Source organism: Paenibacillus sp. J31P316 (assembly GCF_056269105.1).
Genome location: NZ_JBWDNI010000001.1, coordinates 85,917 through 108,897 on the forward strand (window position 1 = coordinate 85,917; position 22,981 = coordinate 108,897).

At 53.2% G+C, this 22,981-nt stretch carries 25 protein-coding genes; 8 read left to right on the top strand and 17 right to left on the bottom strand.

Features of this window, described 5'->3' with window-relative positions; translation table 11 throughout:
- Positions 1 to 6 precede the first annotated feature (6 nt).
- Positions 7 to 534: a type 1 glutamine amidotransferase domain-containing protein gene (locus AC0YNU_RS00325; protein ID WP_475752324.1), complete on the top strand. Its 528-nt coding sequence runs from the start codon at positions 7 to 9 to the stop codon at positions 532 to 534.
- A 172-nt stretch (positions 535 to 706) separates the two neighbouring features.
- On the opposite strand, the gene AC0YNU_RS00330 is transcribed toward AC0YNU_RS00325, so the two are convergent.
- A complete protein-coding gene (locus tag AC0YNU_RS00330; RefSeq protein WP_475752325.1) occupies positions 707 to 1,456 on the bottom strand; it encodes a phytanoyl-CoA dioxygenase family protein in 750 nt (249 codons plus the stop codon).
- Positions 1,457 to 1,779: 323 nt separating this feature from the next.
- Here AC0YNU_RS00330 and AC0YNU_RS00335 point away from each other — a divergent pair, with 323 nt between their 5' ends.
- The 3 genes from AC0YNU_RS00335 to AC0YNU_RS00345 are packed head-to-tail and all read left to right on the top strand — an operon-like array spanning position 1,780 to position 3,800.
- On the top strand, positions 1,780 to 3,009 hold the full coding sequence (locus tag AC0YNU_RS00335; RefSeq protein ID WP_475752326.1) for a glycosyltransferase family 4 protein: 1,230 nt from the start codon (positions 1,780 to 1,782) through the stop codon (positions 3,007 to 3,009).
- An 11-nt stretch (positions 3,010 to 3,020) separates the two neighbouring features.
- Positions 3,021 to 3,194 (top strand): hypothetical protein, encoded by a 174-nt coding sequence (locus AC0YNU_RS00340; protein ID WP_475752327.1) that lies wholly within the window; start codon positions 3,021 to 3,023, stop codon positions 3,192 to 3,194.
- Between the two features lie 3 nt (positions 3,195 to 3,197).
- Positions 3,198 to 3,800 carry a class I SAM-dependent methyltransferase gene (locus AC0YNU_RS00345; RefSeq protein WP_475752328.1) on the top strand — a complete coding sequence of 201 codons (603 nt, stop codon included), beginning with the start codon at positions 3,198 to 3,200 and terminating at the stop codon, positions 3,798 to 3,800.
- A 166-nt stretch (positions 3,801 to 3,966) separates the two neighbouring features.
- Here AC0YNU_RS00345 and AC0YNU_RS00350 read toward each other — a convergent pair whose 3' ends face one another.
- Positions 3,967 to 4,599, bottom strand: a complete 633-nt coding sequence (locus AC0YNU_RS00350) for a DUF1796 family putative cysteine peptidase (protein WP_475752329.1) — start codon at positions 4,597 to 4,599, stop codon at positions 3,967 to 3,969.
- A 195-nt stretch (positions 4,600 to 4,794) separates the two neighbouring features.
- Between AC0YNU_RS00350 and AC0YNU_RS00355 the strand changes: the two genes are divergently transcribed.
- From AC0YNU_RS00355 to AC0YNU_RS00365, 3 genes are read left to right on the top strand one after another with little or no spacing between them, the layout of a single operon-like run.
- Positions 4,795 to 5,130: a hypothetical protein gene (locus AC0YNU_RS00355; protein WP_475752330.1), complete on the top strand. Its 336-nt coding sequence runs from the start codon at positions 4,795 to 4,797 to the stop codon at positions 5,128 to 5,130.
- A gap of 4 nt (positions 5,131 to 5,134) precedes the next feature.
- A complete protein-coding gene (locus AC0YNU_RS00360; protein WP_475752331.1) occupies positions 5,135 to 6,217 on the top strand; it encodes a glycosyltransferase family 4 protein in 1,083 nt (360 codons plus the stop codon).
- A gap of 14 nt (positions 6,218 to 6,231) precedes the next feature.
- A complete protein-coding gene (locus tag AC0YNU_RS00365) occupies positions 6,232 to 6,621 on the top strand; it encodes a hypothetical protein (protein ID WP_475752332.1) in 390 nt (129 codons plus the stop codon).
- A gap of 93 nt (positions 6,622 to 6,714) precedes the next feature.
- Here the strand turns inward: AC0YNU_RS00365 and AC0YNU_RS00370 are convergent, their stop codons facing one another.
- Positions 6,715 to 7,629 (bottom strand): NAD-dependent epimerase/dehydratase family protein, encoded by a 915-nt coding sequence (locus AC0YNU_RS00370; protein ID WP_475752333.1) that lies wholly within the window; start codon positions 7,627 to 7,629, stop codon positions 6,715 to 6,717.
- 187 nt (positions 7,630 to 7,816) lie between these two features.
- Between AC0YNU_RS00370 and thpR the strand changes: the two genes are divergently transcribed.
- Positions 7,817 to 8,428: an RNA 2',3'-cyclic phosphodiesterase gene (gene thpR, locus AC0YNU_RS00375; protein ID WP_475752334.1), complete on the top strand. Its 612-nt coding sequence runs from the start codon at positions 7,817 to 7,819 to the stop codon at positions 8,426 to 8,428.
- A gap of 106 nt (positions 8,429 to 8,534) precedes the next feature.
- On the opposite strand, the gene AC0YNU_RS00380 is transcribed toward thpR, so the two are convergent.
- The 14 genes from AC0YNU_RS00380 to AC0YNU_RS00445 all read right to left on the bottom strand — a co-directional run bounded on the left by AC0YNU_RS00380 (position 8,535) and on the right by AC0YNU_RS00445 (position 22,757).
- Positions 8,535 to 8,852 carry a thioredoxin family protein gene (locus AC0YNU_RS00380; protein ID WP_475752335.1) on the bottom strand — a complete coding sequence of 106 codons (318 nt, stop codon included), beginning with the start codon at positions 8,850 to 8,852 and terminating at the stop codon, positions 8,535 to 8,537.
- 6 nt (positions 8,853 to 8,858) lie between these two features.
- Entirely contained in the window at positions 8,859 to 9,233 is a 375-nt protein-coding gene (locus tag AC0YNU_RS00385) for a MerR family transcriptional regulator (RefSeq protein WP_475752336.1), read from the bottom strand.
- A gap of 187 nt (positions 9,234 to 9,420) precedes the next feature.
- Positions 9,421 to 9,978: a cob(I)yrinic acid a,c-diamide adenosyltransferase gene (locus AC0YNU_RS00390; RefSeq protein WP_475752337.1), complete on the bottom strand. Its 558-nt coding sequence runs from the start codon at positions 9,976 to 9,978 to the stop codon at positions 9,421 to 9,423.
- Positions 9,979 to 10,011: 33 nt separating this feature from the next.
- Positions 10,012 to 13,305: a fused isobutyryl-CoA mutase/GTPase IcmF gene (gene icmF, locus AC0YNU_RS00395; protein ID WP_475752338.1), complete on the bottom strand. Its 3,294-nt coding sequence runs from the start codon at positions 13,303 to 13,305 to the stop codon at positions 10,012 to 10,014.
- Between the two features lie 207 nt (positions 13,306 to 13,512).
- Positions 13,513 to 14,793, bottom strand: a complete 1,281-nt coding sequence (locus tag AC0YNU_RS00400; protein ID WP_475752339.1) for an ArsB/NhaD family transporter — start codon at positions 14,791 to 14,793, stop codon at positions 13,513 to 13,515.
- A gap of 179 nt (positions 14,794 to 14,972) precedes the next feature.
- Positions 14,973 to 15,896, bottom strand: a complete 924-nt coding sequence (locus tag AC0YNU_RS00405; protein ID WP_475752340.1) for a tyrosine-type recombinase/integrase — start codon at positions 15,894 to 15,896, stop codon at positions 14,973 to 14,975.
- Positions 15,897 to 16,168: 272 nt separating this feature from the next.
- Positions 16,169 to 17,164: a Gfo/Idh/MocA family protein gene (locus AC0YNU_RS00410; RefSeq protein WP_475752341.1), complete on the bottom strand. Its 996-nt coding sequence runs from the start codon at positions 17,162 to 17,164 to the stop codon at positions 16,169 to 16,171.
- A 155-nt stretch (positions 17,165 to 17,319) separates the two neighbouring features.
- Positions 17,320 to 17,796 (bottom strand): GNAT family N-acetyltransferase, encoded by a 477-nt coding sequence (locus tag AC0YNU_RS00415; RefSeq protein WP_475753900.1) that lies wholly within the window; start codon positions 17,794 to 17,796, stop codon positions 17,320 to 17,322.
- A 260-nt stretch (positions 17,797 to 18,056) separates the two neighbouring features.
- Positions 18,057 to 18,587: a hypothetical protein gene (locus AC0YNU_RS00420; RefSeq protein WP_475752342.1), complete on the bottom strand. Its 531-nt coding sequence runs from the start codon at positions 18,585 to 18,587 to the stop codon at positions 18,057 to 18,059.
- Between the two features lie 403 nt (positions 18,588 to 18,990).
- On the bottom strand, positions 18,991 to 19,929 hold the full coding sequence (locus AC0YNU_RS00425) for a GNAT family N-acetyltransferase (protein WP_475752343.1): 939 nt from the start codon (positions 19,927 to 19,929) through the stop codon (positions 18,991 to 18,993).
- Positions 19,930 to 19,942: 13 nt separating this feature from the next.
- Positions 19,943 to 20,788 carry a P-loop NTPase family protein gene (locus AC0YNU_RS00430; protein WP_475752344.1) on the bottom strand — a complete coding sequence of 282 codons (846 nt, stop codon included), beginning with the start codon at positions 20,786 to 20,788 and terminating at the stop codon, positions 19,943 to 19,945.
- A gap of 56 nt (positions 20,789 to 20,844) precedes the next feature.
- A complete protein-coding gene (locus AC0YNU_RS00435; protein ID WP_475752345.1) occupies positions 20,845 to 21,303 on the bottom strand; it encodes a hypothetical protein in 459 nt (152 codons plus the stop codon).
- Positions 21,304 to 21,512: 209 nt separating this feature from the next.
- Positions 21,513 to 21,980, bottom strand: coding sequence for a hypothetical protein (locus AC0YNU_RS00440; RefSeq protein WP_475752346.1), 468 nt, complete (start codon positions 21,978 to 21,980; stop codon positions 21,513 to 21,515).
- A 39-nt stretch (positions 21,981 to 22,019) separates the two neighbouring features.
- Positions 22,020 to 22,757, bottom strand: a complete 738-nt coding sequence (locus tag AC0YNU_RS00445) for a DUF3221 domain-containing protein (protein ID WP_475752347.1) — start codon at positions 22,755 to 22,757, stop codon at positions 22,020 to 22,022.
- Positions 22,758 to 22,981 lie beyond the last annotated feature (224 nt).

The window sequence follows — 22,981 nt, forward strand, 5'->3', positions numbered from 1 at the left end:
GTGGAAATGATGACCAATAAAGTCGCTTTTCTGCTAGCGAACGATTTCGAAGATTCGGAAATGAAAAACCCATACGATGCGATAACGAAGAATGGCAATCAAGCGGTCATTATCAGCCTGGAGAAAGGCGCGGAGCTGACGGGCAAGAACGGTACGGTATCCTATACGTCCCATCTGTCCATCGACGAGGCGAACCCGGATGATTATGAAGCGCTGATCATTCCCGGCGGCAAGTCCCCTTCTCATCTGATCGGCAACGAGCGGGTGTTGGAGTTCGTGCGGCAAACTGATAAACAGAAGAAGACGATTGCCGCGATCTGCCATGGGCCGCAGCTTCTGGAGAAGGCCGGTCTCATCCAAGGCCGCAACTTGACGGCCTATCCGGAGCTGCATGCCGAGCTGAACGATGCCGGCGGCCGCTACATCGACAATCAAGTCGTCGTCGACGATAACTGGATCACGTCCCGCACGCCGGATGACGAGCCTGCTTTCATCGAGGCGATTATTAAGAAGTTAGGCGTGAACGCTTACTAAGCGGATTTCGTGTACAGACGCCACTATACGCACAGCTTAGCTGCATGCAAAAAAGGACCGTGCCCGCATTCGGGAACCGTCCTTTTTTTTGCGTCCGCATGAAAGCCGATCATGGTAACCCAATTCCATGCGCGGAACCGCCATCCCGCACCGCTTCTCGGCGATCAGGCCATTATCGAATCTCGCGAATACCCGGCCAATGCATCCATATATCCGTCATCGGCGCTTTCCAGTCCGACTCGTGCTCCGAGTGTTTGACGCGGAAGAAGATCGCGTAGCGAGTCAGCGGCGACACATTCGTGGCCACGCCATGCGCCAGCTGGTAATGAACGAGGAACACGTCGCCCGGCTCTCCCCTGGTCTGGATCGGTTCAGGCAGCTCGACCGGAGGCATGCCATTCAACAGCGCTTCGGGTCCATGCGCTTTGAAATACGATTCGTACGACGTATGCGTTCCCGGCCATACGGTGAAATTGCCCGCATAGTCGTCTCTCACCGGGCTGAGCAATACGCCGACCAGCATGGTGAAGTTCCCGATCGTCCCTTCTTCCATGCCATTGAACGGCGTGTACATCCCGTCGAGGTGAGGCTGGGGACGGTTCGGCGGATCCTGCAGCGTAGGGAAACGAAGCGCGATTTGTCCGCTGCCTACGGGCTTTGCCTCCCCTTGCCCGATCAGGTCCTCGACCAGCGCTTTGACCGGCGTATCATTGAACAGTCCCGCTATGACCGGCAGGTCCTGCAGCTCTGGGCAAAAGGATTGGGAACGGTAAATGGACATCTTGCCGGGATCCATCCCCTCGCCGACCGAATGATTGATCTGCCGCATGGCTTGGTCGACCATGACTTTAGGAATGACGCCGGGCACATGAATGTACCCGTTCTTCAGCATGGATGTTTTTTGCTCGAATGAAAGTTTCATGACGCAGCTCCTTCAGAACGTAGTTGGCAATACGCGAGAACGTTGTCTATCATTCATTGGTATTCGAGATGGAATCCGACAATCCTCCCTCTTGGAATCGTTCGAATTTTAGCTTCGCGTAAACGAATGTCCGGTGCGTTCTATCTATCTGCTCATAGAATGAACGGAGCGCGATAGGAAACGAAAGGAGGTTAGGAAGCAAAGTGCCGTGTCCCTTCTAACCGTCCTTCCATATACTACTAGCATTGTAGGCCATGCTGTCCAGTACGGGCAGCGACAAGCGCGTTGGCAGCGGCTCGCACGCTCCCGATTGGAGGGATTCAATGAAAATCTTACTGGCAACCTATTGGCTGGTGCCTCATGTCGGCGGCGTCTGGACGTTCATGTGCCAGCTTAAGCAGCGGCTCGAAGCGCAAGGGCACGAAGTGGATCTTATGGGCAAAGGTCCCGATTATACCAAATACCATATCGCGAACCGCGGGCTGGAGCTGTCCAAAGAGAAGCTGATGCCGCTTCTGCTGAGTAAGCTGAACGCGCTGCAAATTCCTCCTCCCCGGCTCGATCCGCACGGCATCATCCGCACGTATGAACTGGACCGTTATTGCATGGAGCTGTCCGCGGCTTATTTCGGTCTGGAACGGTACGATATCATTCATACGCAGGATATTTTCGCCGCGCGCGCCTTAAGCCGCGTGAAGCCGAAGGGGACGCCGCTTGTCGCGCATCTCCATGGCTCGGTAGCGACGGAGCTTCATGATCATTTTCGAGACCGTCCCAAGCTCGGCATCACGGAGCAATCCACGGAATGGCATTATATGAGCGCAATCGAGCATTACGGGGCGGTCTCGTCCGATGTGACAATCACGGCGAACGAGTGGCTGAGAAACATGCTGACAGCGCAGTTCGACGTGCCGGAACGGCAAATCGCTACTTTCCAATACGGGCTCGATGCCGAATCCTTCTGGGGCAGAGCCAAGCTCGGCACTCCGATTACGCGTCCGGTCGCCAAGAAGGTCATCATCTTCCCCGCAAGGCTCGTGTACGTGAAAGGCATCCACGTGCTGATCGACGCGCTTCGCCTGCTTAAGCGCGTTAACCAGGATTGGGTGTGTTGGATCGTAGGCGACGGCGAACAGCGCCCCGAGCTGGAACAGCAGGTGTATCGCTATGCCTTGCAGAACGACGTGCGTTTCCTCGGCAAACGGGATGATGTCCCGGCGCTTCTGCTGCAGGCCGATATCTTCGTGCATTCCTGCATTCAGGACAATCAGCCCTTCTCCGTCATGGAAGCTCAGCTCGCGGGACTTCCCGTACTGCTCTCTTCGGCTGCCGGATTGCCGGAGATGGCGGAGCATGGCAAAACAGGGCTCATTTCGCCGGTTGGCGATTCATTCGCACTATCTCAACAGCTCAGACTGCTGCTGGAGAACGATTCATACCGCAAGCAGATCGGGGAAAACGCGAAGACGTGGGCGGCCAAACATTGGTCAATGGAGCTCATGATCGAACGGCTGTTACAGGTGTATACCTCCGTCATTTCCAAATCCGACTAGGGGGATGAGGCATGGATCCTAATTTTCAAGTTCGAGGCGATTTGTACAATCGGATGTTTATGTCGAAGATGCTGGAATCCGATGTATTGGTCGATTACCAGGTGTGGAATCAACTGTTCGCGGCATTGCCGGACGACTACAAGCTGCCGGATATGACCGTGCTTGCCTTTCTATCTACTCATTAAGGAGTGACGACCATCAAAGACATTACCTCTTATTGGAGCCGCGTGAATCCGGACGAATTCCTGCAGTCGCCTGGCGAAGGCTACGACAAACCCGTTCGCCAGCTGTACCGTTCCCTGCTTTCGATGCTGAACGTGCAGCAGATGCTTGAAGTGGGCTGCGGTCCCGGCGTTGATTATTTGGGGGCGGTTCGCACGAATCCGACGGTGGATTATACGGGGATCGACATCACGGCCCAGATGGTGGAACATTGCAGCCGTACTTACCCGGAAGGCCGCTTCTTGCAGGGAGATATCAACAATCTGCCTTTCGAGGATAATCAGTTCCCGTTCGTTTATTGCAAGGACGTGTTGAACCATTTGGACGACTGGAAAGCCGGGTTCTCGGAGTTGTACCGCGTCAGTTCGCAGTACGTGCTAGTCAACTTCTTCTACGGGCTTGGGACGAAGACGTTGAATCAGAAGGAACTTCACGATGGGCATTTGAACCACTTTTTCGATTGGAACGAGGTTATGACGACACTCTCTGCCTACCAACCGCTAGCGATTACGAGCTATCCGCGGATGTGTACGTTCGAAGAAGTGTCGATTCTCATTCAGAAACCGTAACTTCCGGACTGGTGGGCGTCCATCAGTCTTTTTTGGTTTGGGGGCGGCATTCGCCCGCGCGCGCAAGGAAAACGCTGGTTTACCGATCCATTCGGCAAATCAGCGTCCTTGTCCTACCATATTGAAGGTAGATTCGTTTCGAACTCCTGTCATTTCGTCTTGAAGGTCAATCCGAATCGACCATCGTAACGCCGGAGAAAATCTCCGTCCACAGGCGGTTATTGCCCTCCCAAATCTCGACGTTCGGGAATTGGACGGCAACGACCTTGTCGATCCCCCACTTCAATTCGACCATGCCCGGTACGTCGACGTGATTAATGACCAGCAGGCGAAAATCATTGGCAACCAGGCCCGACAGCACATTCTTCAGGTTCAGCGCTTCCTCTTGCGTGGCTTCCGTCCGAATAAAGAGCATCTTGCTGCTGGATGCCGCTTTCTCCAGAAACCGCGCGATCCGGCGGTCATACTTGGCCTTGATCTCGGGATACGCCGCATAATGCGGAGGGAAGTTATTGTGCGTGTAAAAGTCATGGTTGGATATGATGTCGTAATGCGTATCCTGCACCATCATAATCTTGTCGTTCGCGTAACCGACGAACTTCAGATTGCCGTATTCCAGGAAGCCCGCGAAACGATTGGCCAGCAGCCGCGTTACCTCCGGCAAATTGTAGGAGGCCACCCAATCGAGAGGCCCGGCGAATTGCCTCAAATCGTTCTTCTCCATCTGGATCGCAGCCAAACATAGATGACCAAGGCTGTATATGGCGTCGTATTCACCTTTCAAAGCGGACAGTTTCATTGCATGCACATCCTTTCAATATATGTGGACAGCCGTTCATGTTCTATCAAATGCAGACCGCGTGCTTCTTGCATGGTCAATCGCATATTCAGACGCACAACGGGTGTCTGTCCGGCATGTATATGCCCGTACGCTCGCGCGTTTCCAACATAAGCTGGTACTAGCCGCTTTACTTATTCGGGGGAGGGAACGAGCATGGCCGTATTCGCGCTGCATGCGGCGCCTTATCAAATGATTGACTGCCGGTATATCGATTCCGTCGATCTGACCATCGCCAATGTTGGCGAGAAGACATTCGATGTGCTTATCGAAGTTAGGGATGCGCGCAGTATCTTGTATCTCTCTTTATGCGAAGTGAAGCCGGGGACCGTTCACGTCCAACAGAATTTGCTTACCCGGTTCGCATCCTTCGATCTGTTGGTGGTCACCAATCTGAATCACTATCTAACGACCAGCTTGACGATCGTCGCGAAGAACCAAGGGACGACGGTTGCGGTCTTCAACCAGGAGAATTGCGAACGAATGAACTAATCCCGTGAGAGGAGGACCGAACCTGAATATTTTATTCGTGTACTACGTTCCGAGCGGCGGCATGGAGACGTTGAATCGCCAACGCGTCCGAGCGCTGCGAGAGGCCGGCATTAACGCGCATTGCCTCTACTTTCAATGGGGGGCAGGCATGCAGAACTCGACGGATCCGTCGATCTTCATCACAAGCAGCGACATTGCGATAAAGAATCTATTGGATAACATGAAGTATGATTTCATCGTCGTGACGACCGATCATCCGACTTTTTTGAAATTCCGCATGCTCGGTTACACGGGAAAGTTCATTCTTGAAATTCAAGGTTATGGTCCCAAGCACGTTGCATGGCGGGAATTATCCAATGCCGCCCCCGCGATCAACGGGCACGCCTCCGCCTTGCTGCATCCGAAAACGCCGCATATCGGCACGATATTCGAAACCTTGTATCCGCATATTCCGCAATTCACGATCAACAACTGCTTCGATTCCGCGGCGTTTACGTATCGGAAGCTTACTCCCCTATCCTATCCGGTTCTCGCTTGGATCGGGCGTATCGAAGATAACAAGAATTGGCGGGAGTTTCTGGCTATCGGCTCCAGAATGGCTGCGATCCGGCCGGATGTCCAGCTCTGGATGTTCGAGGATCCGTCGCTTTCGATCCCCTCCGAGCGAGAGGAATTCGAGCGGTTGCTCCAGAGCGATCCCACGCTCCGCAATCGCGTGTCGCTCCATGCCAACGTGCCGAATGCGAAGATGCAAGAGATATTTTCAAGAATCGGAGATTCAGGGGGCATGCTGGTGTCGACGTCCAAAGTGGAGGGCGGGCCCTACTGCGTCTTGGAAGCGATGAGCTGCCGCTGCCCTGTCTTGGCGACGAATTCAGACGGCGTAACCAGTGCGATCTTTCATAATGCGACCGGCAAATTATATCCGCTTGGCAACATCGATCAAGCCGTCAAGGAAGTGTGCGAGCTCATGTACGACGCTTCGTTAAGAGAAGTGATACGGGTTCAAGCGCAATATCATGTGCAAACCGATTTTCACCCTTCCAAGTATGCCAGCCAGTTCATTCAAATGTTACAACTGCTATGAAAGGAGCGAGCTGCATGAGCGTAAAATATACAGACAAGATCGAAGCGAAGGCGGGAACGTTCCCTCCCTTCCCGGTTCAAGGGAAGGAAATCGTGCTTACGGGCCTCCTGCTGAAGGATACTGCGCCAGGGGACCGCATTACGCTTAAAATCGATATCGGCTGGGGCAAACCGGTCTACTTGGATTTGGCCGAGATGGAAATCCTCCTCCATCGCGGCACGGAAGACGGCCCTGTCGTGTATTGGACGCAAGAAAGCTGCATGATTAAAGCCAGATTCAAAGACACGATCTCTCTCAACGCGCAAGGGAACTACGAGCTGTTTTATTTGACCGTCCGCTCGCAAGAACAACGCGCCATTATTCAAGGCCCTTACTCGCTGCAGGGCACGGTGTACGCCGACTAAATAAACAGCCTTGTTACCCGGGCGGGCCAGATACCCGGGAACAAGGCTGTTTTCATTTAATAGACGTGTGTTGTAGGGTGAGTACGTGATACGTTATGCCTGCTGCCATGACTTATACGTACGAAGCAGACCATCGTCCAGCGATACAGCCGGATGCCAGGCGAGCTTGGCTGTCGTTAAGCGATTATCGAGACAACTGTCGCGGATATCCCCTTCTTTCGCTTCGCGATACTGCACCGCGATGGCTTCGCCCCGGATTTGTTGCAGCACGTGAACGACTTGGTTGATGGACGTACGGCTTCCCGTGCTGACGTGGTACGTGCCACGGTCTCCGCGATGGATGGCCGCAAGATTAGCCGCCGCGACGTCATCGACATAGACAAAATCCCGCGTCTGCTCGCCGTCGCCGTTAATGGGCAGCGTGAGGTTATTCTTGATACGTTCCATGAAGATGGCGATGACGCCGCCTTCCCCTTTGGCCGTTTGCCCTGGGCCGTAGACGTTGCCGTAACGCAAAATCGTATAGTTCAGGCCATAGAAAGCATGATACAGACGGATATAATGCTCGGCGGTTAATTTGGATAATCCGTAGTACGATATCGGCTGCACCGGATCGGTCACGGAAAGCGGCAGCTGCTGCAATCGGCCATACACGGCCGAGGTTGAAGCGAAAATGAATTTGCGAACGCCCGCTTCGCGGCATGCATCAAGCATGTTCACCGTCCCCGCGATATTGACGGCGGCATCGTAGCCCGGCTCCTGAATGGAGCGCTGCACGTCGGCTTGCGCCGCAAGATGAAACAGCGTATCCGGTTTAATGGCATTAAGGATGGTTTTGGCTTCCGGAACGCGAATATCCACTTGATGCAGAATAGCCAGCGGGTGCAGCTTGCTTCCATCGCTCGTTGATAAATTATCCAGTACATGAACCTCCGCGCCTTGCCCAATCAGTGCATCCACAAGCCGGGAACCGATGAACCCGGCTCCTCCCGTAACGACCGCTTTCATCCCCAGGCCTCCCCGACGAAATTAATGCTTCATCATATGTCGGGTTCGCGGATCAGGAATGGGACAATAGCCAGCAGGCGAAAATTAACCTCGTTCTCGTCTCTTGCCGTCGTCTGTTCGTTCGCCGTTACGGTTAAAATGAATTAGAATAAACCTAGACTTGATAGCTGCAAGGAGGAAACTGACGATGTCCGCTCTAGAACATGATCCTGTTCAATCGATAGAAACTGATCGCTTGTTTATAGCCGTGCCGCTGCCGGATGATTTGAAACGAAGACTCGGCGCATGGTTCAAGCCTGTTCGCGAGGAGCTTCCCTTTCGCAAATGGACGGAAGAAGCGGATCTGCATGTTACGCTTCAATTCCTCGGGGATACGAACCCCAGCCAGCTGCCTGAATTGAAGGAAGCGTTGGCCGCGGCTTCCGGTTCAGGCAAGATTCGGCCCTTCGGATTATCGCTGCTTGGCATGGGCGTCTTCGGCAGAACGGAGCAGCCTCGCGTGCTCTGGGCAGGAATCGGCGGCGAGCTGGAGAAGCTTCGCCTTTTGCAGCAGACGATCGTTAAAGCAACCGCGCCGCTTGGATTCGCCGCGGAAGAACGTCCCTACAGCCCCCATCTCACCATCGCTCGCAGATATACGGGAACGGAAGCTTTCAGCCTGCCGGAGCTGCTTAGAACTGAAGAACCGAGTGCTCATGCGAGCGATTCGCATTGGCTGGTCGATGAGATCGTGCTGTATCGCACCCACATGTATCGGCGGCCGATGTACGAAGCAGCGGCACGCTTCGAATTGGGCTAGCTCTAGTTGCAGGCAGCCGGCTTGGTTAGCGTTGTGGAACGTTTCGACCGGTGGGTGAACTTACATGCTATTCTGCTATGCACTCGTCACCCTCGCCGTTCTTTCGTTAGATCAGCTTCTCTGCCGCCAACCGGTACGACAGCTTGGGCCGCAGGCCGACCAGTTTGTCCATCGGCTCGCCGTTCTTGTAGACGATTACCGTTGGCGTACCCATAATACCAGCCGCAGCCGCAGCATCAGGCAATTGATCGCAGTTGACATACGCTACGCGCAGTTGAGGTGACAGCTCGCTCACCAGTTCCTCCAGAATGGGCAGCAATGCCTTGCAGGGCGGGCAGTGCGTGGCGCCGTAATTGACCAACACGATCCCTTCTTGGGTGACCTGCTCCAAATGTTCAACGCTCTCGACATGTTGAATGCCCATACCATTTCACTCCTCTTTCGACTCTTCCTCTGCTTGCTCCGATTGAACGGCTGCGATGCGATCCAGCAAATTGCCCCGGATCTGGTTGAGCTGCTCGATCTGCGCTTCGATCTCCGTAAGCTTCTGCTTGTAGATCGGCAGAATTTCCGTACAGAAGGCTTCCTTATTCCGCAAGACGCAAGTCAGAAACCCGGCGATTTGCTCGGTCGACAGCCCCAGGTTCAGGTAGAGCTTGATCGTTTCGACGGTATGAACCGTTAACGGCGAATAGTCGCGATAACCGTTCGCTTGGCGCAGCGGCGATATCAAGCCCTGCTGTTCGTAGTAACGGAGCGAACGAACGCTCACGCCCGCTTCTTGTGCCAATTGGCCGATTTTCATGGGAATCCTTCCTTTGCGGCTTGTTGACTGCTTTATTATAAAGTCTGACATCAATGTCAGAGTCAAGTGCTTTCCGCTAGTATATCAGTTCACAAATAAAAAGAACCCGCAAGTTCGCGGATTCCATAGGCGAATCGAATGCTGCCCGCACGTCGATTGCTTGGTATGACAGGTCCTGTCCCTCCCCCTACGCTTGATCCTGATGCAGCTCCGGTTCGGCACGCCTTTCCCGATGATTGACATAACGGGCGGCAACGAACAGCAGATCGGATAGCCGGTTCAGATAAGCGAGCACCAGCGGACTGATGTTTTCCTCCTTCCACACCTGAGCGGCCATTCGCTCCGCGCGCCGCACGATCGTCCGGGCCACGTGCAGCGCGGCTCCGCACGGATGACCGCCGGGCAGCACGAATTGCGTTAACGGCGGCAAAGCGGCATCCAACTCGTCAATGTGCTCCTCCAAAAACTTCACGTCCGCTTCCGTCAGCGGCCATGCCACCTTCATTAGAGGCGGCGTCGCCAATTCGGCTCCCGCATGGAACAGCTTCGTCTGCACGACATGCATCAGCTGCCGGAATGAAGTCCATTCAACGCCGGTTCCCAGCGCCGACATGGCCAAGCCGATCATTGAATTGGCTTCATCGCATGTGCCGTAAGCATGAACCATCGGCGAATGCTTCGATACCCGTTTCCCGTAAACCAAGCTCGTTTGACCTTGGTCGCCTGTTCTCGTGTACAGTTTCATGTAAACCCTCCTCGTGGATGTCTACATCTTGCGCTACATATTGCGCCGGTATTGACCGCCGATTTCGTACAACGCATCCGTGATCTGACCGAGCGAGGCCGTTGTCACGGCTTCCATCAGGGCTTCAAACAGATTGCCGCCGGCCAGGGCCGTCTGCTTCAATCGTTCGAGCGCGGCTGCGCACTCGTTCTGATGCTTCGACTGAAACGCCCGCAAACGTTCAATCTGCTCTTGCTTCTCTTCTTCCGTCGATCGGGCCAGCTCCATGTCATGCGCTTGTTCGCTCGGGTTCGGATCCAGGAATGTATTCACCCCGATGATGGGCAGTTCGCCGCTGTGCTTCTTCAGCTCGTAGTACAGCGATTCGTCTTGAATTTTGCCCCTTTGATAACGGGTTTCCATCGCACCGAGCACGCCGCCGCGGTCATGCAATCGCTGGAGCTCTTGGAGCACGGCTTCTTCCATAAGGTCGGTCAGCTCTTCCGCGATGAAGGAGCCTTGCAGCGGATTCTCGTTCTTGGCTAAGCCGAATTCCTGCTCGATAATGAGCTGAATCGCCATCGCCCTGCGGACCGAGCTCTCGGTCGGCGTCGTGACGGCTTCGTCATAGGCATTCGTATGAAGGGAATTGCAATTATCGTAGATCGCCAATAAGGCCTGCAAAGTGGTGCGGATATCGTTGAAATCCATTTCCTGCGCGTGCAGCGATCTGCCGGATGTCTGAATATGGTATTTCAGCTTCTGACTCCGGTCATTGGCCCCGTATTTCCGCTTCATCACGGTCGCCCATATGCGGCGCGCCACGCGTCCCATGACGCTATATTCCGGATCGAGGCCATTGCTGAAGAAGAACGATAGATTCGGAGCGAAATCGTCGATTCGCATGCCGCGGGACAAATAATATTCCACGTAGGTGAATCCGTTCGCCAGCGTAAACGCCAGTTGGGTGACCGGATTGGCTCCCGCCTCCGCGATATGGTAGCCGCTGATGCTGACGGAATAGTACTGGCGCACTTGATGATCGATAAAATACTGCTGGATGTCTCCCATCATGCGCAGCGCAAATTCCGTACTGAAAATACACGTATTCTGCCCCTGATCCTCCTTCAGAATATCCGCTTGCACCGTTCCGCGGACGGATCGAAGCGCCAGTGCCTTGATGGACGCGTATTCTGCTTCTTCGGGCGGTCGTCCCTGCTTCGCCGCGAATTGATCGACCTGCTGACCGATCGCTGCATGCATGAACATGGCTAGTATGATCGGCGCCGGACCGTTGATGGTCATCGATACGCTGACGGCCGGATGGCAGAGATCGAAGCCGGCGAATAGATCCTTCATGTCTTCCAATGTGCACACGTTCACGCCGCTGTTGCCGATCTTCCCGTACAGATCGGGCCGGTCTCCCGGATCCTGGCCGTACAGCGTCACGCTGTCGAACGCGACGGACAGCCGCTTGGCCGCTTCGTTCTTGCTAAGATAATGGAAACGGCGATTGGTCCGTGACGGCGTTCCTTCGCCGGCGAATTGCCGCTTCGGCGCTTCATCCGTACGCTTGAAGGCAAACACGCCGGCGGTAAAGGGGTAATAGCCGGGCAAATTCTCCTTCAGCAGCCAGCGAAGAAGCTCTCCGGCTTCTTCGAATTTCGGCAGACTGACGCGCGGGATTCGAGTGCCCGACAGCGATTCCGTTGTCAATTCGGTTATCGTTTCTCGCTTATCGAGTTGGATCGTCAGCCGATCCTTGCCGTAAGCTTCCCGAATGAGCGGCCAATTCTCCATCAGCTTCCTGCATTCCGGATCCAGCCGCGTCTCGTAATCCGCGATGATGGCACCCAGCTTCGCGGCGAAAGCGTTTGCGTCCGTCTCGGCGAGAAGCTGTCCGCTGTCGGCAGCAGCGATCAGCTGCCTGGCCCCCTTCAACTGATCGATTTTTCGGGCGATTTCGGCCTGTTCCTGAGCAAAGGACTGGTATCTTCGAACGGTCTGCAAGATTTCGCCTAGGTAGCCGATTCGATCGGATGGGATGATGACCGCATTGCGCGCCGCGCTATTGCTGCTCGAACTCATGCTGGCCGACTTCTGCAGCGCGGTCCAGCTTCCGCCCGTCTTCACTTCCACAAGCTTCATTAGACGATGGAAGAGTACCGTCGTCCCGTTATCGTTGAATTGATTGGCTGTCGTTCCGAATACGGGCAGCTGTTCCACCGGCGCATCGAATTGCTGTCTGTTGCGCTGGTACTGCTTGCGAACATCCCGAAGCGCGTCTTCCGACCCCCGGCGTTCGAACTTATTGATGACGATCACGTCCGCGTAATCGAGCATCGCAATCTTCTCCAGCTGCGTCGCGGCGCCGAATTCGCCGGTCATGACGTACATCGATATATCGCATACATCGACGATGGCTGCATCGCCCTGACCGATCCCGCTTGTTTCCACGATGACGAAATCATACCCTGCCTGCTTGACGATCGTGATGGCATCTCGGACGGCTTCGCTAATCTCGGACCCGGAGCCTCTGGTCGCCAAACTTCGCATGTAAACGCTTGAATGTTGAATCGCGTTCATCCGAATTCGATCGCCGAGGAGCGCCCCGCCTGTTTTCGTCTTCGTCGGGTCGATCGCAAGGATCGCCATGGATCGGCCTGGAAAATGTTCAAGATACCGTCGCACCAGCTCATCGGTCAGCGAGCTCTTGCCTGCACCGCCGGTACCGGTAATGCCGAGCACGGGGACCGTAGGAGCAGCAGACTGCAGCTGCTTCAGAACGGCTGCCTCGGCATCCTCCAGTTGTTCCTTCGACGCGTTCGATTCGGCAAGGGTAATCAATCTGGCAACAGCACCCTGGTTCCCCGCCGACAATTCCGCCAGATCCAGCTCGGCTTGCCGCGGCGTCTGATGATCGCAGGCTAGAATCATATGGTTGATCATCCCCTGCAGCCCCATTGTCCGGCCGTCGTCAGGCGAGAAGATCTTGGCGATTCCGTACGCGTGCAGCGCCTTGATTTCCGCCGGAATGATAACGCCGCCTCCGCCGGCAAAAATTCGGATATGCCCTGCACCTTCCCGCCTCAGCACATCGTACAGATAAGTCAAATATTCGATATGACCGCCTTGATAGGAGCTGATGGCAATCCCCTGCACATCCTCTTGAATCGCCGCATTCGCCACGTCCTGGACGGAACGGTTATGGCCTAGATGGATGACCTCCACTCCGGAAGCCTGCAAAATCCGTCTCATCATATTGATGGATGCGTCGTGACCATCGAATAATGCGGCTGCCGTTACGAAGCGTACGTGGTGTTTCGGGCGATAAACAAGGTTTTCCAAGGTACATTCCGCCCTTCCGTCAATCGTTGTCCCCCTCCGACTGCATGCGTCCCCTTACTACAATATTCGATCGCGCGGACGGAGATTCCGCGTCCAAGCCGCGTTGTCATCCACCGATAACCGCTTAGGCCAAAAACACCCGAGTGAAGCGTAACCCATTCATTCGGGTGTTCCTATCCTTCCTCTATGCAGCTCTTCCGCCTGTCGTTACATGAGATAGCGCAAGTAAAGATAAGCACTCGCCATCACGATCGACAGCAGCATCAGCGGGAACGCAATCTTCATGTAAGCCAAGAAACGAATCGGATACCCTTCCTTGCCGGCCAATCCGGCCGCGACCAGATTGGCGCTTGCGCCGATCAAGGTGCCGTTGCCGCCGAGGCAAGCGCCAAGCGCTAGACTCCACCATAACGGTTCCAAGTCATGAACGCCCATGTTGCCCATCTCTTGGATCATCGGAATCATTGTAGCCACGAACGGGATGTTATCCATAAAGGCGGAAGCGATGGCGCTCAGCCATAGTATCAGCATGGACGCCGCGACCGGATTACCGCCGGTAATATCGATCGCCTTGGCCGCCAGATCGGCGATGACGCCGGTTTCCACCAGGCCGGACACGAGTACGAACAGTCCGACGAAGAAGAAGATCGTCGTCCACTCCACTTTACCGAACGCCGCTTCCATGCGGTGTTCCCCCGTCAGCAGCAGGAGGATAAACGCGCCGACTAAGGCCACCACGGCAGACTCCAGATGCAAAGTTTGATGCAGGAAGAACCCTGTCATCGTGATGATTAACACCATTAAACTCTTCGTTAGCAGCTTTCGATCAGTGATCAGACCGGTTAGCGGAAGCGCCATTATCGCTTGCGTACGCTCGGGCGTCGTCTGTATGTGTTTCCTGAAGAGCAGGATGAACAGCGGGATGTAGGCTGCCATGACGATGACGGCGATTGGCGCCAAATTGACGATAAACGCCGCAAACGTCAGCTCCTTCGCGGCGCTGCCGATCATGATATTCGGCGGATCGCCGATCAACGTCGCCGTCCCGCCGACGTTCGACGCGATAATTTGCGTCATTAAATATGGAATAGGCGCGACCCCGAGCTGCCTTGTGATGCTGAATGTAACGGGGATCATCAGCAGGATCGTCGTTACATTATCCAGGAATGCCGAGGCGACCGCGGTAATCAGCGCAAGCAGCACCATGATGTGTACCGGCTTGCCTTTCGCCTTCTTGGCCGCCCATACCGCAATGAATGCGAATAGGCCCGTGTCGGCCGTAATGGACACGATAATCATCATGCCGATAAGAAGTCCGATCGTATTGAAGTCCACATGCGAAATCGCCGTTTGTTGATCGACGATACCGACTGCGACGATGAGCAGTCCGCCGAGCATCGCCACGATGGTACGATGAATCTTCTCCGAAATCATGAGCGCATACGCGGCTAAGAAAATAATAATGGCCCAAATTGCTTGTTGATCCACGGTTGCAATACCTCCCCATCTCTCCCTAAGCCTATCATTCCCCAAAAAAAGACAAAAAGAGCCCGTCAATGACAGGCTCCTCCGGAATGTTGCTATGAAGTTTGCTTAAAAGTTACTTTTCAGTCTACACAATAACCATGCGGTTTGTAAAGCAATTTGAAGAAATAGCTGTTTCCGAGCTATACGATGGCTTGTGCCGGAATACGAATCGTCGACATCGCTTGCTTCTTCTGACTGTCATTGACATGCGTATAGATCATCGTCGTCTCGATCGAAGCATGACCCATCAGCTCCTTGACGACCCGGATGTCCACGCCGTTCTTCAGCAGCATCGTTGCAAAGGTATGACGGAGCTTGTGGCAGGACAATTTCATGTCCATGGCTTTCGGATTCTCCTTCTTGAACGCCATGAACGTCTGCGCGGCGATCTTCTGAATTTGCCGGATCGACAGCCGTTTGCCCTTCTGAGATACGAAGAAGGCGTCTTCCTTCTCGCGGTATGGCGCGATTCTCTCCCGCTCTACGTCCGACAGCACGGATATTAAGGCGTCGGGAACCGGAATTTCGTTCCACTTCCGCCCCTTGCCGAACACCTCGATCATGCCATTGGCCTGCTTAAAGTCGCCCAGATTGAGCCGATGAACTTCGCCGACCCGGAGCCCGCAGTAGCTCATCAGCAGGAAGATCGCCATATTGCGGCTGCGGTAGCGTCCGTCGATGTACGCGAAGCTCTCGATGAGCTCCTCTTCCTCCAGGTAGACCGGCTTTTTGTTTTTCTCCGTCTTCGACTTCTTCACCTCAAGCGCCGGATTGCGCTGGGCAAGCTCGAAATCGATCAGCGCGATATAGAAGGCTCGAATCGCGGACAACGTCCGATTCCTCGCCCGGTCACCCGCCGCCTGCTGCTTCGAGACGAGATATCCGATCACGTGCATCTTCGCGGCTTTGTCCACCGCCAGTCCGTCCAATGAATGCAGATAAGCGTAAACTTCACGCTGATACTCCTTTTGCGTCGCGTCCGTATAGCCCGCTTGCTTCATCCAAATCCGAAAGGCATGCGTCTGTTCGCCGTACGCCTCGTCCAGCTCATGATGTCTCGCCAAAAACGTCCCCACCTCGCGCGTATTTTGTCGAAAAGCAGCCCATGCTGCGCGAATAAAATCAATTAGAATCGAAAGTGCGCAAAACACTGATTTTGCGCACTTATTATAGCACAATTCGGAGGCTGCAAGCCATGCCCGAATCTTTTACTACAGAAGCATAGGAAAGCAAGTATCCGTTTGCTATTTGCTACAATTCAACGCGTAAAAAAAGACGACGAGAGAGGCTGCCCTCTGCTCATCGTCCTTTCCTTTAACGTTCGGCTCGAGACCGATTACGCTTCTGTAGGATATTTAAGTCCCCATGGCTCCCGAATCCGGTCCAGCGTATCCATGATGCGCACCGTTTCGTCGACGGTCAAGACTTCGCTCTCCTTGCGGCCCGCGCGCAGGCACTCCATTGCCTCGATCGCCTGGTAGAAGTGGCCGGACGGCTCGAGCTCGTGCTTGAAAGCGACCGGCTCTTCGCCGCTCACGTGCAGCGTCGCGGCCTTGGCGAACAGGAATCCCGGCACTTCGATTCGACCCTTCGTGCCGTAGATGACGGCTTCGTTGGTCAAGGACAGTCGCACCGAGCCGTGCAGGGAGGCGGTGCGGCCGCCTTCGTATTCAAACAGCAGCGAGAACTGCTCGTCCACGCCTGTCTCGCCGATCCGGACGGAGCTCGCGATCTTGGCAGGCTGCTCCCCGCCATATATCATCGATGCGAACGACACCGGGTAGATACCGGCGTCGAGCAGCGTGCCGCCGCCCTTTTCCTTGTTCAGCAGCCGGCCTTCGGGATTCCAGCCCGCGTCGAAGCCGAACTCGGCCTTCACGATGCGAACTTCGCCGATCGCGCCGCTGTCCAGCCACTCCCGCACCTTGGCGATCGCGGGCAGGTAACGCGTCCACATCGCTTCCATCAGGAACAGACCCTTCTCACGGGCCAGGTCCGCGATCTCCCTAGCCTCGGCAGCATTGATCGTGAACGGCTTCTCGCAGAGCACGGACTTGCCGCCGCGCAGCAGCGTCAGCGCGTTCTCCTTGTGGATCGGATGCAGCGTGCCGACGTAGACGATCTCGACGTCCGGATCGGCCGCGAGCTCCTCGCAGCTGCCGTAAGCGCGCGGGATGCCGAATTTCTCCGCAAATGCCTGCGCCTTGTCGAGCGAGCGTCCCGCGACGGCGACGAGCTCCGCGCCCGGCGCGTGCGGCAGCTCCGTAGCGAAGTTGTCCGAGATGCCTCCCGGTCCCATAATGCCCCATTTCACGATGCGTTGTTCCGCCATGATCAATTCCCCTTTACCAATCAGATAACTCCACTTTAACCGATTCGAAGGCGCTTGCATAGCGATTCGGACAAAGTTAACTTACTCAACAATAGGCGAACACTGCGTGCTCAATTCGATATTCAAGCCTTCGACCTGGATGATTGCCCCTGCGATCAGAGTCGGAAAACGGTCGTTTGTTCACCCTCGCAGATTTCACCGTTGTCGCGGAAGCCGCAGCTTTCATAAAGCTTTGCGGCGGGCACGTTTTCAGCCTTATAAGGAATCCAGCAAAATTCTGCCGGTCCTGCCGGGAACGTGCGGATAAACGCCAGAATTTCCTTCATCGCGTCCCGACCGTATCCCCTGTTCTGGTATTGTTTGTCGATCATTAATCGCAGGATGCAATAGTTGTCTTCCGCGATTGCTGGAAGCTCGTAGCCGGTGATGCGGTACGTAATCATTACGAATCCGACCGGCTGTTCGTCCGCGTAAATGGCAAAGGGGAACGGATGGCCTCCATTGGTTGCAAGGACATAGCAAGACGCGACGCTGGATAGGTTGGACGCCACGAAACGGCGTTGATCCTCGGATACTTCCAGGTTAAATATGGCACGTCGATTATCCAGCGTAATTTTCCTGAGGGAAATGATCGGCTTATTTCCACTACGCTGCTCCAAATTATCTTCCCTAGGTATTGGTTCCATATGACAACTCCCTGTTCGTTATTGCGCCGCGGTCGCTTCATAAAGATACAATCTATGCCAATAAAGGTATAGACTTATGTGGAATTTTTTTGTATTCTATTATGTATCCATGGCATTTTTAGGTGATTTCTAAAATAACCCGTTCCCAAGGCTAGAGCGCCTCGGGAACGGGTTTTGTTTGTTCTTCTTATTTCTGCAATAATCCGTTAAAGGTTGATTTCATCCACTTTTTTAAAGATGTTTGTATACACTTCTTTGATGTTCTCATTCGTCTTCTCATCATTATATAAGCCAAATCCCCAACTATTTAATGTGTCCGCCTCGTATGACGTAAGAATTCCAACAGCATAGCTATCACCAGGATTCCAATCCCATGATGAGTCATATTCGATGTCCTTTTTAGTAAATGGAACATCACTATTCGTCGCTACAAAAAAGATGGGAATGGTCGCATGCAGATAGATGTCGGCATATTGACTCGCAGCGGCATGTGGAAGCTGTTCTTTCATGACAAAGACAGCGTCGTAAGATTTCATTGTTTCATCGGTCAATTGATCCCATGCAATCGAGGTAAACCTTACTTGATTTTCTTTAACTTCAGGCGGCTCGCCTAGCACTGCGATGTTTAACGGTTTTCCTTGGTAGATTTCCCACGCTGGTCTTGAGGTACACGCTGACAGGGCAAGAATCAGAATGAATAAGCCAAATGCTTGAAGCATTGCTATTTTTCTTCTCATACAGCTCCTTCTTCTACCCGCTTCAAATAGAAATAGAATCCTGCTTTGACCGAAGAGTCGGTATGGAGTCGGAACAACGAAGTGGTCGCCTTTGTAGTCGGATAACAACCGTTTAGGCTTTTATAAAATAAAAGTTATCCGACTACAACAGCGAGTGTAGACCCATATCGACCGCAGGTCATGCTATGATCTCTTCTGCTTCCTTCATGTCTGTACACGGTTCAATATCCATATAACGAGTTATATATTCGTCCGAGAAATGCTTGAACACCTCTTCGGCATCTTGAAGCTTTAGAATTCTCAGCATTAGCCGTTCGGTTTCCAATGGAGGATACGCTATTTTCCGTTGATTCGACACCGCCCAAACCCTCCTATTAAGTACGGATCCGATGATATTCCCGAGCTATGGACTCGCAGGCAGATACATGCTTTGGATTTCTTGGACGCCCGGCACAAATCCAACATTCAGATAGACGGACTCCGCATCATTGCCTTCCATCACATACAACCGCAAGATTGGATAGATGTCACTTAGATTGTTCAGCGCTCTTTGCAGCATATGCGTGGCGAGCCCTCTTCCTCTGTAAGCGGGTATGACGCCGATACTGTATACGGCTGCGTAACCGTCTTGTAAACAAAGGCGGCAATTGGCAACAAGCTGACCCGAAACCTTATCATAAACAAGCGTAGACGCTTGCATTAAGATCTCATTGGTATAAATCGGATCTTCGTTAGGGATAAAATCTTCCAGCGCGAACTTTTTGCGCCTTACGGCTTCAAATCCGCCAACAAAGCTATTAAAATCACAATGAGCGATTTCATCTTCATTCACGTATTGCTTCGCGCCCGCCTCATTCACGATCACTTGCGGAGGCACGATAATTAGATCCGTATCCCAGTTAATCTCGAAATGATCGGTAGGACGCTGCATCCACCGGCATCTGAACTCATCCGGCCAAAATCCGGCTCTCGCGAATAAACTCGCTTGCTCCGGGAGAATTTCAAAGGTCTTGATCGGCTGCGTGCGATCCGACCATGCGAGCAGAAGCTGTTTCAGCATCTTCAGCACCCCAAACGAATCCTGAAATGGAGGAATAAAAAATAAATGATAGATCCGATTGGGCGACATTCTCACTCCGCCAATTTTGGATGCGCCGTTATAGATCCAAAAGGAGTTATTGCGCGAGGCATCGTAGCCCTCTTCCCTGAAAAAGCCATTGTAGCTCATATGATAATAGATGGAACAATAGCTTCCCCATTTATCGGGCGCTGCCCTTCGAATCGAATATTCCCCCGACAAATCATACGTTTGACGATCATCTGACCAATCCGCTGCATGCACGCTTCATCCCTCCCTACGTAAAATATTCCGCTAATAGGCTCTCTAATTGTTGCTTATACTCGTTGCTTTGATAGGAGGAGTTGTTCACTCTACGCTTCAACATATTAAGGTCATTAAATATTTCTTCTTCCAGTTCCTTCCTAGCCCTCAGGACCTTCAATGTTCCTTCTAACCCTATGTATCCCTGCTGTTTCCCATATCCCTGCGAGGTATAATAGTCGATGAATCCCGTTGACCATTCTTTCGGTCGTTCCTCGACAGCCTTCGTAAAGGAATAATCAAGGTCGTTCTGGTCGACGTAAATCAATACGGGATTCAGCCGCTCCACGCTGGCTGCCAGTTCAGCGACATAACTTACCACGTCTTCTCTGTCGGCCCCGCACTTGATCATTCCCATCGTTACAGGGTTTTGGATAAAACAACATTCAAAGATAAACGTATCCGGACCCTGCAATACACGTTCCGTAAACTTCTTCCACCGCTCGGTGATCTGTTTCCTATTTTGATCGAGCGGCAATTCATAAACGTCATGTTTGAAAATGGTCTGCACCAACTCATCAGGAAAATGGGTTCCGTGTTCGTTGAGCATTTTTCGATATTCCAAAAAGTAATGGTTAATGTCATTAACGACCCGCCGATTCAACATATCTTTGTACGGTTCATGGGCAGCCAACAAATGCTCCCATTCACCTTTGGCGAATACGGCAACGCCATCATAATCAGCTGGATGATCCAGATTCCCTTCTTCAAACAGCTGAGACGTCATGTTCATTTCCGTAAGAATTTCATGAACCAATTGAGCAGTCGTCGTTTTCCCGGAGCCTGGCAATCCTTCAATCAATACTAATTTCGGCCTCATCGGCAAGTTCCTCCATTCGCAAGCATGCATGCGTTGTTTGATCGGACGCTAGTCCGTTACGCGTTGATTTGAATGCCAAAGTGATACGATGCCGTATTTTTCACATCCCACACGGCCGACAGACGGTATCTGTAATATCCTGGTTGCAGCGGAAGCTTGAAATGGGTGAGATTGGGTTCACCTACCGATTCCTCACTGCCATCTGTCTGGACAATCGTTAACGTTAAGACATCCGGCTTGAGCGGGAACTTAATCTTGATTTCGCCTTCGGCGTCAGCCACAATGGCTTGTTCCTTGATACGTTTATTGAAAGTAGTCGGATGCGGAGGATCCTCGCAGATGCCTGCCTCTTCGTTTGTGCCATACCAACAGGATTGACCGTCGAGATAGGTAACCTTCTCTTTATTCCATGTAATCATGGGTCTTACAGGCTCATCTGGTAGTGGTTTCGCGCATCCCGCAACCATCCAACAAGCGAGAACGATATAAAGGAAATAGAAGCTGCGTGCATTCATGTTGCACCTCCTGCATTCGTTGGCGACTGCATGAAGTATAGACGCGTAATGTGACAAAAAGTTCCAGTATTTTCTAAACCTTATGCATGTTGTGGTACCCATGGGGAATGCTGCATATTCACGCAAAAAAGCAACCAACTCGAAATCGAATTGGCTGCCCTATTCGCATAACCGACTATTCGTTCAATCGTATGCCACCTAGCGTAACTTTAAGCTGTGCCCGTACTATCCGTTCCGTCGGGACCGTCAACGATATCAATGACGCCGACAGCAAGAATCGTGACCGCAGCTGCTTTCCCCAACTTCTTGGCGCTGTCTTTCATGAGCTCTTTATCCTTCTCCTTGATGCCTGTCACCAAATCGATTCCGCTGTCGACCACGTACCCGATCCCCTGGCCAGCGCCTTTAACCGTCGTCGTTACCACATCTCCAAGCTCGTCGAGTCCGCTCTTCGCTTGATGCTTATCCGACGTCACCAAGCCCGCGCCTACATCCCAGACGCCGCTTGCTGCTTGGCCAGCGATTTCGCCTGTTTTCGCGGTCACCCGTTCCACGTCATTGCCGATCTCTTTGATGTACTCGCTGTGAACGAGTTCACCCGCAACCCGCACCGTACCTCCCAGCACTTTGCCTGTCACATCGCCCGCCAGCTTCCCGATCCCTTTCAATACATCCATCTAAAACACCTCCGTCGCTTCCTTTATACTATATAACGATTATTGACGCGTTTCGTTCCCATGTACGCCAAAAATAGTGCCAATATCCCCGTTACGCTTTGGGGCGACCAAAACCAGCTTCTTGGCCGTCGCCTGAGCCGGCATGGAATCATTGATCATTCCCGTTGACCATACGCGAACTTCCTGCTGAACTTTAAGGTCGTCAAAGGTAATAGGCGAACCATCGGTGCTCACCATCACGGAATGTTCGTCAAAGCCGAAGAAAATGCTCGGCTCCTCTTCCCCGTCGACCAATAGAAGGATGCGATGTGCGTCGGCGTCGAGCTCGGCGATCGTCCCGCTATATTCCGGTTTCTCGCTCATGGTCTGAATATCATAGGCCAGCAAGCCGGGATCGATGAGCTTCTCGATTGCCGGCTTCGCTTGTGCCTTGCTCGATTCCGGCATCGTAAGGATGATCTTGTTCTTGATGACATCCAGCGACGAGCCGTACACATTCAGTTTGCGGAGAAGGTCGTTATCCGTCAGCCCCTGTTGTGCCGCTTCCAATTCCTCGATCGAATGGGCGACATTGACGAGCGCATACGTACCGCTCTTATAGTGGTCCGCCAGCAAACGGCTTGCGTCATCGTCCAACCCTACAATATTGATATAGACTTTGCCTTCTCTCAGATAGATATCGCCATTTGCGATATGGTTCTCTTCGAGAAAACCGCGAACCTCGCCAGGGGCCGATGTTGGATCGACCGTTCCGGTGCCTTCAATCCTAGGAGCCACTTCTCCTATTCCTAAACTTCCCCCAGAGCTATGCGTTGAATGCGAAGGATTATCGGTTCCGTTACCGCTCGTCTCCACTCGTGATCCGCAGCCCGTGATGAACAGGACCAGCAAACTAAACAGGAATAGCCTCCAAAACGATCTTTCCATGCATGCCCCTCCCCCTCTATTCTTTTCCATTCAGACGTAGGAGGAGTCATGATTGTTGCTTGATCCCTTTGCTG

What these genes read in the sequence shown, in the direction of transcription:
- AC0YNU_RS00325 (WP_475752324.1), top strand. Translation starts at nt 7, where the DNA reads ATGATGACCAATAAAGTCGCTTTTCTGCTAGCGAACGATTTCGAAGAT.
- AC0YNU_RS00330 (WP_475752325.1), bottom strand. Translation starts at nt 1,456, where the DNA reads ATGAAACTTTCATTCGAGCAAAAAACATCCATGCTGAAGAACGGGTAC.
- AC0YNU_RS00335 (WP_475752326.1), top strand. Translation starts at nt 1,780, where the DNA reads ATGAAAATCTTACTGGCAACCTATTGGCTGGTGCCTCATGTCGGCGGC.
- AC0YNU_RS00340 (WP_475752327.1), top strand. Translation starts at nt 3,021, where the DNA reads ATGGATCCTAATTTTCAAGTTCGAGGCGATTTGTACAATCGGATGTTT.
- AC0YNU_RS00350 (WP_475752329.1), bottom strand. Translation starts at nt 4,599, where the DNA reads ATGAAACTGTCCGCTTTGAAAGGTGAATACGACGCCATATACAGCCTT.
- AC0YNU_RS00355 (WP_475752330.1), top strand. Translation starts at nt 4,795, where the DNA reads ATGGCCGTATTCGCGCTGCATGCGGCGCCTTATCAAATGATTGACTGC.
- AC0YNU_RS00365 (WP_475752332.1), top strand. Translation starts at nt 6,232, where the DNA reads ATGAGCGTAAAATATACAGACAAGATCGAAGCGAAGGCGGGAACGTTC.
- AC0YNU_RS00370 (WP_475752333.1), bottom strand. Translation starts at nt 7,629, where the DNA reads ATGAAAGCGGTCGTTACGGGAGGAGCCGGGTTCATCGGTTCCCGGCTT.
- thpR (WP_475752334.1), top strand. Translation starts at nt 7,817, where the DNA reads ATGTCCGCTCTAGAACATGATCCTGTTCAATCGATAGAAACTGATCGC.
- AC0YNU_RS00380 (WP_475752335.1), bottom strand. Translation starts at nt 8,852, where the DNA reads ATGGGCATTCAACATGTCGAGAGCGTTGAACATTTGGAGCAGGTCACC.
- AC0YNU_RS00385 (WP_475752336.1), bottom strand. Translation starts at nt 9,233, where the DNA reads ATGAAAATCGGCCAATTGGCACAAGAAGCGGGCGTGAGCGTTCGTTCG.
- AC0YNU_RS00390 (WP_475752337.1), bottom strand. Translation starts at nt 9,978, where the DNA reads ATGAAACTGTACACGAGAACAGGCGACCAAGGTCAAACGAGCTTGGTT.
- AC0YNU_RS00410 (WP_475752341.1), bottom strand. Translation starts at nt 17,164, where the DNA reads ATGGCGGAACAACGCATCGTGAAATGGGGCATTATGGGACCGGGAGGC.
- AC0YNU_RS00420 (WP_475752342.1), bottom strand. Translation starts at nt 18,587, where the DNA reads ATGAGAAGAAAAATAGCAATGCTTCAAGCATTTGGCTTATTCATTCTG.
- AC0YNU_RS00430 (WP_475752344.1), bottom strand. Translation starts at nt 20,788, where the DNA reads ATGAGGCCGAAATTAGTATTGATTGAAGGATTGCCAGGCTCCGGGAAA.
- AC0YNU_RS00435 (WP_475752345.1), bottom strand. Translation starts at nt 21,303, where the DNA reads ATGAATGCACGCAGCTTCTATTTCCTTTATATCGTTCTCGCTTGTTGG.
- AC0YNU_RS00440 (WP_475752346.1), bottom strand. Translation starts at nt 21,980, where the DNA reads ATGGATGTATTGAAAGGGATCGGGAAGCTGGCGGGCGATGTGACAGGC.